General features: G+C 57.4%; 12 protein-coding genes, 1 tRNA gene and 1 pseudogene. 5 read left to right on the top strand and 9 right to left on the bottom strand.

The genetic code is table 11. The features are described from left to right. Window positions 1-78: 78 nt before the first annotated feature. Both BMY55_RS12390 and BMY55_RS12385 read right to left on the bottom strand, forming a co-directional pair. A complete protein-coding gene (locus BMY55_RS12390; RefSeq protein ID WP_091431036.1) occupies window positions 79-1,029 on the bottom strand; it encodes a hypothetical protein in 951 nt (316 codons plus the stop codon). Between the two features lie 131 nt (window positions 1,030-1,160). Next, window positions 1,161-2,207: a glycosyltransferase family 2 protein gene (locus BMY55_RS12385; RefSeq protein ID WP_091432514.1), complete on the bottom strand. Its 1,047-nt coding sequence runs from the start codon at window positions 2,205-2,207 to the stop codon at window positions 1,161-1,163. A gap of 519 nt (window positions 2,208-2,726) precedes the next feature. On the opposite strand from BMY55_RS12385, the gene BMY55_RS12380 reads away from it, so the two are divergent. Next, complete coding sequence (locus BMY55_RS12380; protein WP_245744738.1) at window positions 2,727-3,677, top strand: XdhC family protein; 951 nt, start codon at window positions 2,727-2,729, stop codon at window positions 3,675-3,677. Window positions 3,678-3,687: 10 nt separating this feature from the next. On the opposite strand, the gene BMY55_RS12375 is transcribed toward BMY55_RS12380, so the two are convergent. Beyond that, window positions 3,688-4,308, bottom strand: coding sequence for a trimeric intracellular cation channel family protein (locus tag BMY55_RS12375; RefSeq protein WP_091431032.1), 621 nt, complete (start codon window positions 4,306-4,308; stop codon window positions 3,688-3,690). A 94-nt stretch (window positions 4,309-4,402) separates the two neighbouring features. Next, window positions 4,403-5,302: a LysR family transcriptional regulator gene (locus BMY55_RS12370; RefSeq protein ID WP_091431030.1), complete on the bottom strand. Its 900-nt coding sequence runs from the start codon at window positions 5,300-5,302 to the stop codon at window positions 4,403-4,405. 84 nt (window positions 5,303-5,386) lie between these two features. Here BMY55_RS12370 and BMY55_RS12365 point away from each other — a divergent pair, with 84 nt between their 5' ends. Next, the gene (locus tag BMY55_RS12365) at window positions 5,387-6,019 is read left to right on the top strand and encodes a class I SAM-dependent methyltransferase (RefSeq protein ID WP_091431028.1); all 633 of its coding nucleotides are present in this window, start codon (window positions 5,387-5,389) and stop codon (window positions 6,017-6,019) included. A 90-nt stretch (window positions 6,020-6,109) separates the two neighbouring features. Here the strand turns inward: BMY55_RS12365 and infC are convergent, their stop codons facing one another. Next, complete coding sequence (gene infC / locus BMY55_RS12360; RefSeq protein WP_091431025.1) at window positions 6,110-6,655, bottom strand: translation initiation factor IF-3; 546 nt, start codon at window positions 6,653-6,655, stop codon at window positions 6,110-6,112. 300 nt (window positions 6,656-6,955) lie between these two features. On the opposite strand from infC, the gene BMY55_RS17090 reads away from it, so the two are divergent. Continuing rightward, a complete protein-coding gene (locus tag BMY55_RS17090) occupies window positions 6,956-7,618 on the top strand; it encodes a hypothetical protein (protein ID WP_091432511.1) in 663 nt (220 codons plus the stop codon). A 221-nt stretch (window positions 7,619-7,839) separates the two neighbouring features. Here the strand turns inward: BMY55_RS17090 and BMY55_RS17205 are convergent. The 3 genes and pseudogenes from BMY55_RS17205 to BMY55_RS12340 all read right to left on the bottom strand — a co-directional run. Further along, window positions 7,840-8,025 (bottom strand): annotated as a pseudogene (locus BMY55_RS17205) (SOS response-associated peptidase family protein); the annotation flags it as partial. A gap of 509 nt (window positions 8,026-8,534) precedes the next feature. Then, window positions 8,535-9,206, bottom strand: coding sequence for a Crp/Fnr family transcriptional regulator (locus tag BMY55_RS12345; RefSeq protein WP_091431023.1), 672 nt, complete (start codon window positions 9,204-9,206; stop codon window positions 8,535-8,537). Window positions 9,207-9,333: 127 nt separating this feature from the next. Further along, window positions 9,334-11,214, bottom strand: coding sequence for a cation:proton antiporter domain-containing protein (locus BMY55_RS12340; RefSeq protein ID WP_091431021.1), 1,881 nt, complete (start codon window positions 11,212-11,214; stop codon window positions 9,334-9,336). A 408-nt stretch (window positions 11,215-11,622) separates the two neighbouring features. Here BMY55_RS12340 and BMY55_RS12335 point away from each other — a divergent pair. Both BMY55_RS12335 and BMY55_RS12330 read left to right on the top strand, forming a co-directional pair. Beyond that, a tRNA-Ser gene (locus BMY55_RS12335) sits at window positions 11,623-11,712 on the top strand. A 233-nt stretch (window positions 11,713-11,945) separates the two neighbouring features. Then, complete coding sequence (locus BMY55_RS12330; protein WP_143064335.1) at window positions 11,946-12,707, top strand: SH3 domain-containing protein; 762 nt, start codon at window positions 11,946-11,948, stop codon at window positions 12,705-12,707. 66 nt (window positions 12,708-12,773) lie between these two features. Here BMY55_RS12330 and BMY55_RS12325 read toward each other — a convergent pair whose 3' ends face one another. Beyond that, the gene (locus BMY55_RS12325; RefSeq protein WP_143064334.1) at window positions 12,774-12,983 is read right to left on the bottom strand and encodes a hypothetical protein; all 210 of its coding nucleotides are present in this window, start codon (window positions 12,981-12,983) and stop codon (window positions 12,774-12,776) included. Between the last annotated feature and the right edge of the window lie 65 nt (window positions 12,984-13,048).

Genomic DNA, 13,048 nt, shown 5'->3' with positions numbered 1-13,048 from the left:
GGCGAATGCAAAGCGCAAATCGCGCAACGCGACGGGCAACGCGACGGGCGTCCCTGGTGCAGATGCGCTGCTTCACAGCTAGGATATAGATGAACCTTTTGTCAAAATGCGTTCCGCACGGTCCAACGCCTGTTGAAAGCGTGGAGCGTGTTGGTTTGAGGCCACGGACGACGCCAACCATTTGACCAGCAGTGGCTTTCCCCGCGCCTCGGCGGCGGCAAGCAGTTTGCGCAGATAGGGGCGGTAACGCCGTCGGACACGCAGCGCACGATAGCATCCCTGCGGTGTCAGGGTGTCCTTGGCGGCTTTCATAATCAGGTCATGGGTCACGCCCATGTCAAACAGAGATTGTGCCAGCGTTTCGCCAAAGTGGCGCGCGTGAATATGATGAATGTGATCCCCTTTGAACATCGCCGCGTGAACAGTGTCTTCGGTTATTGCCGGATCGAAAAACAGGAACACATCGCGCGCCATCTCGACCATTTCGGGCGCAAAGTGGTAGCGATCTGTAAAGTCGCGCCGCCGCGCCTTCGGAAATCTGCGGTCAAATTCAGTCTGGGCCGGGTCAAGGGTGGCTTGGGGTTGTACGGCGATAACCGTTACCTCTGGCGCCACCACAGAGAACGCGGCGGCCGCGTAGCCGCACATGCCCGCGCCATAAAACACCACCTTGTCGAATTCTTCAAAGAAGCCGTCTTCGATCAGGCGGTCGAAATAACCATAAACTGCGCGATCCCGAAACCAAGTTTCTGAATACGCCAGAATGCACAGGTTTGACCACCCGTTCTGCCGCACGAGGGTCCAGCCAAGCGGTTCTTGTAGGGGCGAGGTGTTGCGAATATTGCGGATCGTTTCGAACGTGACCAGAAGGGTTCGCCCCTCGTCGGTCAATATAGCTGCGTGATCCGCGCCAAGGGGTTCGAAATACCCACGCTCGTACCCGATCTCTTCCAATTGCGAGAGCCACTCGTCGTCCGGCGTGCCGATATGATCGGCATTCATGTCGCCTGCTGACAGGTCGTCCTGCATCACTCACACCTCGATAATCATTGTTCCATCCACAGTGTTCTTTCGGTGCGAAAGCAGGCGGTTTTTGGCGCGCAATGCGGCAAAAAATGGGAGAGTGGGAAAGAGGTCAGCGCATTGTTTCCGAAGGAATTTCAATGGTCCGCAGCACGTGGGATTTGCGCGAAATTGTATATTCTTTGCGCGTCGTCCATGGGAATCGGGCGTGCGGGCGGGGTCAATAGAAGCCGACCGAAAAGGGCGCGGTTCGCTTCATCCTGCATCAGTTCGCGAAAACGCTGCTTGCGCCAGTCGACCGCTGCGTGATGAAGATTTGCCAGCTTGGGATCGGACATAAGCTCTGCAAGCTGGGCTTGCCGGGGTGCGCCTGTCTGACGGATTGAGTTGTCTTCAACCTCGCACCAGTTTCGTTCGCACCAATAATCCATTCCGATGGGTTTGTCCGACCGGTTGACGCGCCCTCGGTCGGATTTCAGAATGAAGCTTTCCATCGCGCCCAAGGGATAGTGGTTCAACTGCACCAACCCGTAATTCGGACGTGTGTAGGCCGAAAATATCTGATGTCGCTGGAACTTACCATCCAGCGTTCGACCGCTTCCATCTAACCACCGCGTGGTTTCGACCACACCTTCGACCGGGGATCGCGGGCGGTGAACTCCGAGTTTTCGATACGCTCCACGATTGCGATAGAGCGTTTTGAACAGAAAAGCACGCCAGGGCCAGGTCATGACCTCGGGGGCGGCACGCGTGAATTGCCCGGTGATGGGCTGGTCGCAATAATCGATCACCCCGTCATTGCCAAACAGCCGCCATGTCAGGGTGATCGCATCCGCGTCGGGCAGCGCCGAGAACAGGGCCGCCAGAGTATGATCGCCCGCGTGGATGTTCACGAACTCGTCCACATCCAATGTCATCAGCCAATCGGCTTCGCGCACTAGGGGATGCTTGTCAGCGATCTTGAACCCGGTCCATTGGATGCCGCCCTGATCATGGGGTCCGTCATTGCGCAGATGGGTCAGATGACCCAATTCCTGCAAACGGTCGAGCATGCCATCCGTCCCGTCGTTGCACCCATTCGACAGGACCAGAAAATCGGTGAAACCAATCGCCTTGTGATGCGCGAGCCATTCCAGAAGGAATGCGGCTTCGTTTTTCATGCAGGTGATAGCTGTGACGCGCATCAGGCGGTCACGCACAAGCGGTTCGGTGTGCAGGGCTGGCACGGGTTTTCGTTCGGTAACATATGCTTAGATGCTCACAGTTCGTGCCATGCTGATCTTCGGGCGATTTTGGCAGACACATCAAAACCCGTCAACGATGCGCCCAGCCAAAGATGCGTTCCCTTTTCGCGATGGTAGAGCTTACGCCACGGAAAGCCTTATTTCCTTGCCTCCAGTAATGCGCGGGTCTTAGTTAAAGGCGAACCTCTTTCGTGGAATCAGTCAGAGTAGCGGTTTGTTTCAAGCTGCGTTGGTGGTTGATCCGGATGGGGTTCAGGACGCGATGCGGCTGCTTGTGCTGCGGATGTGGACCAATTTTGTGTTGTAAATGGTATACTCCATAATGGGCCGCCTGATTTGTCAGGCGGTCCGTTTACGTTTTGCGGTTGAAACCCTGCGCCAGCCCGGTGACATTCCACATTCGGATAAGGAAATGAATCGATCGACGTGGCAACGCTCAGGACACTCCCAGATACAGCGTTGGACTGGCTTCGCGCGGGCCAGCGCGTGGCGATTGCTACGGTTGTTCAGACCTGGGGCAGCGCCCCCTGTCCGGCAGGCAGTCAGATGATCATCGCAGAAGACGGCGACATCGAAGGCTCGGTTTCGGGCGGCTGTGTCGAAGGCGCGGTGGTGACTGAAGCGCTTGAGGCAATCGGTGCCCGCGTGCCGCGCCTGTTGACCTATAGCGTGGCGGATGAGGATGCGTTCAGCGCCGGGCTGGCCTGTGGTGGCACCATCCGTGTTCTGGTGGAACCGGTCACGGATCAGGATAACGATGGGGCCGCTATGCCGGTCGCGATGCTGGCAGAGATCGTGCGGACGCAGGCCCATCGCGTGCCGATTGCCTATCAGGTGAACGTGACCACATGGGCGCGGCAACTTACGGTGTCGGATACCGACACACCGCAGACGATGGCGGGGGAAACCCGGTTCGACGGTGATGTGTTCACACTGGTTGTCAACCCATCGCCCCGCTTGGTCATCGTCGGTGCGGTGCATATCGCACAAAACCTGGCTCCGATGGCGGCAGCCACGGGGTTCGATCCCATCATCACCGATCCGCGCAGCAGCTTTGCCACGCCAGCACGGTTTCCGGGACTGCGTGTGATTTGCGATGATACCGATGCCGCCCTTGCACAGATCGGGGTGGATGCCCAAACAGCCATCGTGACATTGGGTCACGATCCCAAGATTGATGATCCTGCGATCCGTGAAGGGCTGGGGGCCGGTTCTTTCTATATCGGCTGTCTTGGCTCGCGTCGCACCCATGCTGCGCGTCTGGACCGGTTGCGTGCCTTGGGTCTGCCCGAAGACGCCCTGTCGCGTCTGCACGGCCCGGTCGGGCTGGACATCGGCGCAAAGGGTCCGGCCGAGATTGCAGTATCGATCCTGTCGCAATTGGTGGCCGCACGGCGAGGCAGGCTGTAGCCGGTCCAGGCTATACGCTGTCGCGCGGCGGCTTGATGCGCAGGACCAGCAGGCGCGCAATCAGGATTGTGGCAAAGCCAAGACCCGCCGCCAGCGCCTCGCCCAGATATGTCAGCATCGCCAGATAGACCGCGCCACCTAGAAGCGACAGCGTGGCGTAAAGATCCTCTTTCAACAGGCTGGGGGTCATGTTGCACAAAAGATCACGGATCATCCCGCCTGCCGTGCCGGTCACACAGCCAATAACGATGGCAAGGATCGGGGATATCCCAACATCCAGCGCCACCTGAACGCCGGTCAGAGTGAACAGCGCCAATCCAATGGCATCCAATTGCATGAGCACCTTGAGTCTGCGGCCATTGCCGGAAGACATTCGCGTTGCCAGGCCGAAACTGATCAGGGCAATCGGCACCGCAACGGCAAGGTATCTGGTGTCGGTGATCCAGAACACCGGCGTCAGCCCCAGAAACAGATCGCGCAATGTGCCGCCGCCCATAGAGGTGGCAATCGCCAGAACTGTCGCGCCAAACGGGTCCATATGAACCCGGTGCGCCTGGATCGCCGCCGAGGCCGCCATGACAGCAGTTGCCAGCAGGGACAGGGGAACGAACAGAAAGGACAGTGTTTCCATCGGGGCACCCTAGTCGGCAGAGCAGGCAGAGAAAAGAGGTGATAACTGCGGCTGTGTTAGGTCACTTTCACAGCGCTCAATCCGATCAAAACGATCACTTTTCGGGTGGGCGCGACAGGAACCCCGCCAGCGTGTCGAAAATCAGCCGAATACGGGGGCTGGTGTGCAGGTCGCGATGGGTGATCAGCCATACCGGAAAGACAACGGGATCCATATCCGGCAAAAGCCGTTCGACCCCCGGCGCGGTGTCACCGACATTGGCTGACATGAAGGCAATGCCAAGGCCGCGCTGCACATATTCCCACGCGACCACACCACTGTTCGAGCCCAGGTGAAAATTCTGCTTCGTGACCTTGATCCCCAGCGGAGCAAGATATCCGATCATCTCGTCCGAGGATCCGAAGTTCACGAAGTCATGCTGCGAAAGATCGGCTTTGGTTTTGGGGTGCCCCCGCCGTTTGAGGTATGAGGTGGCAGCGTAAAGATACGCCTCGGCCTCGTCGACCAACCGGGCATAGAGTTCGGGTTGAGCGGGGCGGACATGGCGGATCGCAATATCCGCTTCGCGCCGCTGGATGTCGCGAATGTCATTGGCAGCCAAGATGTCAACCTCAAGTCTTGGGGCGATGTCACGCAGGTGTTGCAGCATTGGCGGCAGGATATAGGCGGCAAACACATCCGACGCTGTGATGCGCACTTTCCCTTCGATGGCCTGCGTTTGTCCCGCTGCTACAAGCGAGATGTTCACCGCCGCATCGGCCATCTTGTGCACATGTTCCAGCACCGCGCGTCCGGATGGCGTCAAAACCAGTCCGCGCCCGATCCGTTCGAACAGGGCGATGCCCAGCGTGTCCTCAAGCCGCGCGACCTGCCGCCCGACAGTCGGTTGAGTTTGACCCAGCACACGGGCGGCGGCGGACAGTGATCCTTCGTCTGCTGTGGCCATGAAGGCCCGAACCTGGTTCCAATCAAATGATATTGCATCCCAATTCATGCATAAATGTATAGCAGTAAGGCAAAATTCGGCAATTCCCTTTGCTGTTTCGCATGGATAGACCAGCATCAAAGGAGATGACCGATGATACAAGCTGCGAAATTTTGGGATGGGGTCGCCGCGAAATACGCGACATCCGAGATCAAGGATCCCGAGGGGTATCAGTTCACATTAGAACGCACGCGGTCTTATCTTGGCTCTCAAGACAAAGTGCTTGAGATTGGTGCCGGCACAGGATCGACGGCTCTGGAACTGGCCCCCGCCGTTGAACATATCACGATCACCGATGTCTCGCCCGAGATGATACGGATCGGAAAAGCCAAGGCTGACGAGCAGGGGATCGGCAATGTGGACTTTCAGGTGACTGACGCAAAACTGCATGATGTCGGCGGTCCCTATGACGCCATCCTTGCCCATAATGTGTTGCATCTGGTGGAAGACCTGCCGGGCGTTTTGGGGCGTGTGCGTGATCTTCTGGCACCCGGTGGCGTGTTTATCTCAAAAACATTCTGCAAACCCACGCAGGGTGGGCCTTGGTTTTACTACGCCATGCGTTTTGCTCTGCCACTGATGCAGATGGTCGGCAAAGCGCCCTATGTGGCGATCATGAGTGTCGAGGAGTTCGAGGCTATCCTGACCGAGCAGGGATTCACAATCGTTGAAAGCGGCAATTTCCCGGCAAAGGAATTGCGGCGCTATGTTGTGGCTCGGCGCTGACAGGACCGCGCGCTACTGCCACGGATTTGAAACGCAAAACGCCTCGCTGATGCGAGGCGTTTTTCTTTATCAGACCAGGTGCTTGGCCAATTACTTAGACACGGGGCCAATCATCATGACCATCTGGCGGCCTTCCATCTTCGGCATGTTTTCAACCTTGCCGATTTCCTTGGTATCTTCCGCGACCCGCTCAAGCAATTCGCGACCAAGGTTTTGGTGCGCCATTTCACGCCCCCGGAACCGCAACGTCACTTTGACCTTGTCGCCATTTTCCAGGAACTTGAACACGTTGCGCATCTTGACGTCATAGTCATGCGTATCGGTGTTGGGGCGGAACTTGACCTCTTTCACCTCGATGGTTTTCTGCTTCTTGCGGGCTTCGCTTTCCCGCTTCTGCTGTTCATATTTGAACTTGCCGAAATCCATGATCTTACAGACGGGCGGGTTGGCGTTGGGCGAAATCTCAACCAGATCAAGCCCGGCCTCTGCGGCCATGACCAATGCTTGCGCAGGCGTGACAACACCGGCGTTTTCGCCGTCGGCGCCAATAAGTCGAATTTCAGTGGCCTTGATGCGCTCGTTTACGCGGGGGCCGGTGTCGCGCGTGGGCGGCGCGTTGTGAGGTCTGCGGGCTATTGTGCCATTCCTTCTGACGTTTCAGTGTTCTTCGGTTGCGGAAGTTAAGGCCCATGCGGGTGTGTTTCAACCCGATAAAGCGTTTTCCGAAGGATTGTTTCAGGCGGATGTTGATTTGACGTCAAAAGCCGACGGGATCCGCTCTTTTGGGTCAGAATCTTGCAATATTCCTGCTACATTGGCGTATTGACGCGCATTGGGTGAAACTCCCCTTGCGCTTGACCGGCTTAGACCTCACATCCCTCTTGGATGCTGCTCAGATCTGCGCAGCGCATGTATGGACAAGTTGAGGATGCCGACATGAAAAATACCATTATCGCTGTTGGAATTGTGATCGTTGCCGCTGTGGGCGGCTATATCTGGTACAACAACAACCAAACTAAGATGATTGCGGAAGAAGCAGCAGCAGAAGCGCAAGCAGCGGAAGACGCTGCCGCGGATGCCGCCGCCGAACAGGCGGCCGCTGCCGAAGCTGCTGCCAAGGAAGCGGCCGAAAACGCCGCCGATGAAGCCGCCGCGGCCGCGGATGCAGCGGGCGAGGCTGTGCAGGACGCCGCTGACGCAGCTGGCGAAGCCGTGCAAGGCGCTGCTGACGCTGCGGGCGATGCCGTGCAGGGTGCTGCTGACGCCGTGACCGATGCCGTTGAAGGCGCAATCGATTCCGTCACCGGTGCTGCCAGCGATGCCGCGGACACTGCAACACCGGATGCCGGCACAGACGCCACCGCCGAGGGAGCAGCGGATGCGACAGCGGATACTTCCGCCGATGCCGCAACCGATGCCACGCCCGATGCGCTGACCGTGCAGGGTTTTGACGCCGCCAAAGTGAACGAGATGATCGACAACTCTTCGCTGGGAGAAGCCGAGAAGACTGGATTGAAAGCTGCCGTAGAGGCCGCTGCAAATAACCCGGCCCTGCTGGAAGCTGCGATCAACCAGGTCAAAGGTGCGCTGGGCATGTAAGCCCCAGACACAGCAAAACAGAAAACGCCGCGTGGGAAACCGCGCGGCGTTTTTCGTTTCATCGAGTCAAGATATTCAGGCCGCGGGACCAAGTCGAACCCGGCACCGTCGATCGGTTCGATCAACTCGGGTCCGTCATCCTTAAGACCAAATTTCGCCACCGGGTCCTCAAGGAACCGGCCCTGCCATCCGGTGCCGAAAGTGTCGCGAACGTCATCATCGGATGCGGTCTTTTCAAGCCAGGCCAGCGTTTCTTCCGATGTCAGAATGACCGGCATGCGCGGGTGCAGCGCTTCGATATCAGGCAGTGCCGGGCGTGTCAGCAAGGTGCAAGTGCGACGACCATCAGAGAGCTGGGTGTGCAGCCCCGCGAACAACATCATCGGATTATCCTGCGATAAACGTATGTTGTTATGTGGACCCTTCTTTGAAATTCAAAGGCGTGATGGGTGATCCTTTAGAGGTGCACGAGGTTCTCGCTCGGGAAAAGGCAGAAGGTCGGGTTGGACTTGATGAGGGGCGCGGATCATTGGGATGTCGAAGTCAGGGCTTTCGGCGTTGGCGAAACTTCGCACTCCGGATGGGACATCTTACATGGCGTAGACTCGATGTGATCTGACACCGCGCCCTTCTCAGCAAGCTGAAATGGGGGCGGCACATCCCTTGAAGGGAAATGGTTGTCCGTTTTGATGGTGGTGCCAACCAAACCATCGAAACGAGGAAACCAAGATGTTGAATACTTCTGAAAAGGTCGCCTTGTAGCGGCCTTTTTTAGGTTTTTCTTCAAATTTTTGTGGCATATATGTTCACACCTCAGTGGTATCGCGCCCTGTCAATGTGAAATTCAGACTTAACACAATCAATGACTTACAGGGTTAAGTGGCATTCAACTCCGCGTCTTTTCAGTGTCGTCGCCCTATCCGTCGTCGCGCGCATAGTCTCGCAACCGCTGCACATCACTGATGATCGCACTGCTTTTGTCGATCCGTACGCCATAGGTGCCAAGCCGAGAAAACGCACGGGACAGGCTTTCTGGCTTCATGCCCAGACGCCCGGCAATCAACACCTTGTCATAAGGCAGTTGGATTGTGCAATCTTCCGACGTGCCGTCACACAGCGCCAAAAGGAATTCGGCAACACGCTGCGGGGCGGTTTTGGCCTTCAGCTGTTCAAGCTGTGTGACCAGCCCGTGCAAATGTGTGAAGGTTGACGAAAGGATCGAAAGCGCGACCTCGGGATCCTGTTTCACCAATTGCAGCATGACGTTGGTCGGAATATGCATCACTTCGCAATTGGTCGCGGCCTCGCCCGACACCGGATAGGGCAGTTTCCGCAGGGCGACGGCTTCGCCGAAACTTTCGCCACGGGTGAATACACTCACCACCGCTTCGGTCCCGCCGCGTGTCATACGGTAAAGTTTGACCCAACCGTCCAGAACGATGTGTATCGCGTCGGCTGAATCCTCTTGCATGAACAGCGTTTCGCCACGCTCAAAATGTCGCCAGGTGGCCTGTGACAAGATCGCGTCCACATGAACATCGGGTAGGGCGCGCATGAAAAGCGAATTGCGCGCAATCATCTTATACATTTCCAGTGGCACTGTCTTTCCCCTGCAAACGACGCCGTGCAAGCAGCGCCATCCTGTTCCAGTTTCGTTTCTATCTGTGCAGCCAAGTGGCGTCCACCACTTCACGGCTCTAGCCCTGTTGTGAGGTTTACTCGGCCGTCTTGGTTACATTCGCAACACGCCCGGCCAATTGCTCTTCCCAGACCTTCATCATCTCATCAACCCGCTGCATATAGGCTTCGTTTTCGAATGTGGGTGTGTTGATGTCGTGAAGCTGGGCCAAGTCCAGCATGACCTCACGGTCGGACGCGTCAAACTCGGCAACCATTCGGTCTGCCGCAGCGCGACTGTGCCCGAGGGCTTCGAATGCCGAACGGGTCATCCGGAGCGAACTGTCATAGACCTCGCGAATGACATCTCGACAGCCGACCGACCAAAGGTCGTATACGTGATTGCGATCAACTGCGCGGGCAATGACGTGCACCTTTGGGAAATGGGCACGAACATAGCGGGTCATTTCGGTGATCGCTTCTTTGCCGTCGATTGCCACGACAAGGACTTTGGCGTCTTCGATCCCGGCGGCATGCAGCATGTCTGGGCGTGTGGCATCGCCGAAATGCACGCTGATCCCGAACCGACGCAGCATTTCCAGTTGCTCCGACGAATAGTCCAGAACAGTCGTGTCATAGCCCGCCGCCCGCAAGCCCCGGTTCACGATGCCGCCGAACCGGCCATGGCCCGCGATGATGATCTCGGCAGGCGCTTCAATCGTGTCGGCCTCGCGTTCGTCATCGTTGGAATAACGTGGTGCGATGACACGGTCGTACAGGATGAACAGCGCAGGCGTCAGCAACATCGACAAGGCCACAACCAACAGCAGAAGATCGGCAATCTCTTTGGGGATGACAGCATTGGCGACTGTGAACGACAACAGGACAAACCCGAATTCACCGGCTTGGGCAAGGCCCAGCCCGAACAGCCATCTGTCGCCACCTTTCAGATGAAATGCGCGCCCCAACCCCATAAGGACCACGCATTTCAGCACGATCAGCCCGAATGTCAGGCCCAGCACCAATCCAACGTTCTGGCCCAGAAGCGTGAAGTCAATGCTGGCACCAACCGTGATAAAAAAGACCCCAAGGAATATTCCTTTGAACGGGTCGATATCGCTTTCCAACTCATGCCGATACGCGCTGCCTCCCATGACAACCCCCGCCAGAAAGGTGCCCAGTGCAGGCGACAGACCAACCAATGTCATCAGCAGGGCGATGCCCAGAACCATCATTAGGGCGGCGGTGACGAACAGCTCTCGCAACCTGGCCCGCGCGACGAACCGAAACACTGGCGTGGTCAGATAGGTGCCGATAAATATGACCGCCGCGATGGCCGCAAGTGTCGCCAGCGCAGTTTGCCAGCCGTTCAGACCGTCAACCAGGCTGAGGTTCAATTTGGTTGCAGCGGAACCATATTCGCCAGCCTCTGCGGACCCATGTGACAGGGTTTCAGCCAGTTCCGGCATGGCCAGAAGGGGGATCAGCGCCAGCATGGGAATAACCGCAATATCCTGCATTAACAGGACCGAGAAACTTGCCTGCCCTCCATCCGACCGCAACAGGCCTTTTTCACGCAAGGTCTGATTCACGATCGCCGTCGAGGACAGGGCAAACACCAACCCAATCGCCAGCCCAACGGTTGTCGGCAGGCCAAATGCCATGGCAATCAGCATGACAAGAACCGTCGTGACGACCACTTGCAATCCGCCCAGCACGAATATCCGGGACCGCATTTCCCAAAGCGACCGCGGGTTCATCTCAAGCCCGACAACAAACAGCATCATGACGACACCAAATTCCGAGAAATGCTGTAGCGCCACGACATCTGCGCCCATCCAATGCAGGAACGGGCTGATGAAAACACCTGCCAACAGATATCCCAGCACCGAACCAAGACCCAATCGGGATGCGATGGGAACCGCTAAAACGCCGGCCAGAAACAGCGTGAAGGTGATCAGCATGAACTCAGCAGTCATCGGGCATCCTTTCGGGGTGATCTGAACGGGCACCCACAAAGCGAACCTATTAACATGTTCATCTATCACTCAATCCTCTGTGCCCGACCGGGTCAAGGGGTGGCCTCCGCAACCGCATGCACGTCGCTGTCGAGGAAAGAGTAAGGCAGGCACTGTGGGTCAACGATATGCACGATCTTTGGTCCCACTTGGCGCAGGTGATCTGGTTGTAATACGTGGCGAATTTCTTGAGCGTTTTGGACCCCGCATCGGGGGATCGCACCCAATTGGTTGATCGCAGTGATACGCTGGGAATGTCATCTGCGATCTTGCCGCCCACGCGGTGTGATCTGACCCCCTGAGAACTTTTTTGCAGGAAAGAAAGTTTCACCTTGTCTTCCCCATGCTCGCTTGGATATACGCGTCGGCGGAGACGTGGCCGAGTGGTCGAAGGCGCTCCCCTGCTAAGGGAGTAGGCGGGAAACCGTCTCGAGGGTTCGAATCCCTTCGTCTCCGCCATTATTCATTGATTTCATTGGATAATTTGGAGCTTAACTAGTTCTAACCACGAACTACCCATGCGATTTTCAGGGCTTTGAGGGGGTCAGATTGGCCTCCGAACGCTCACGAAGACGTGACGGCATGTAGCACCCCGCTAAGTCGGGTGCTTAGCAGCTTCGCCCGCAAAACGCCACACAAACACGTTATCCCTGTTAGGGTCACAATATTGAATCGCTAACGAGGATAAGGGCTTGGACGGGAATTCTGTTATTGTTTTGGTGTTGGCGCTTGCGTCAATCGTGTCGTTGGCGGGGGTTATCTACCCGTTTAAGCCGTTCAAGAGCCGCTGGATTGCTTTGGCGTCCTTCGTCGGGTGCTTCGTCCTTATCGGCGTCACCGGGCCATCGCCGGAAACTGCGCAAACCGCCATGCCGGAAGTGAATGAGCGCCGATGGGCTGCACAGGAAGGTGACGAGCGGCTTTGGGTTACTTCCGAACGGTTGAACCGCCGCACATGCCCGTCGGAAAGCTGCGGTGTAGTTGGACGGTTGTTCTTCCGTGAAGGCGTGACCGTGCACGAAGAACGCGACGGGTGGGCGCGGATCACACAGCCCTATGACGCGTCTTGCGTCGGCGGTCGAAGCGAATATGTCGATACGGGAAACGCCGCGTGCGACGATGCGAACGGCATTGCTGACGGGCAGTTCGCCGAATGGGTGTCGATGGATTACCTATCCGAAACTCGCCCGCCCGATCCGGCTGCGGATGCTTCGGGGATTGAAAAATTGGTAGCGGGGTCCGACGACTTCGCGCGATACCGAACCGCGTTTGCAGAAGCGGCCCAATCTCTTATCGCGCAACGCCGATGCACCGAACGTGACTTCCGCGACATGGGCGGTTGGGTGAAGTCTAGCAGCCATAGCGACCAACCTATCTACTTCACTTACTGCGGCGGTGCGACGGTCGCCAACCGCCTGTATTTGAATGCAGATACCGGCGAAGTTTTCAGATAAAAATGCCAAGGCTGCGTCGGTGCACGCGAACCGGGGCTAGTTGCCGTTGGCACTAGGGATTGGTTGTCAGGCGGCGAGGGCGTAGGTGCTGCGGCAAACTTCAAGGGTGCGGGCACGATCCGACGCGGTGACGGTGTAGAGCGGCACGGCGGTCAAGGCGGTTTCTGGTAAGGATACGGCCAAGCCTTCGGCGGCAAGGGCTGCGTTGATCGTGGTGGCCGGGGAAGCGATGCCCACAGCAAGCACGCGCGGCACGTCCCATCGGCTTTCCGGCACATGGTGCAGAATATGGTGCAGGCGCTCGGAGACGGCTGGCAGGGCAGCACAGGACCAGCATAAGC

It is taken from the genome of Aliiroseovarius sediminilitoris, from assembly GCF_900109955.1.
Taxonomy (GTDB): Bacteria; Pseudomonadota; Alphaproteobacteria; order Rhodobacterales; family Rhodobacteraceae; genus Aliiroseovarius; species Aliiroseovarius sediminilitoris.
The sequence above is the reverse complement of the archived record's forward strand: the minus strand, read 5'-3'. Positions and strand labels throughout refer to the sequence as shown.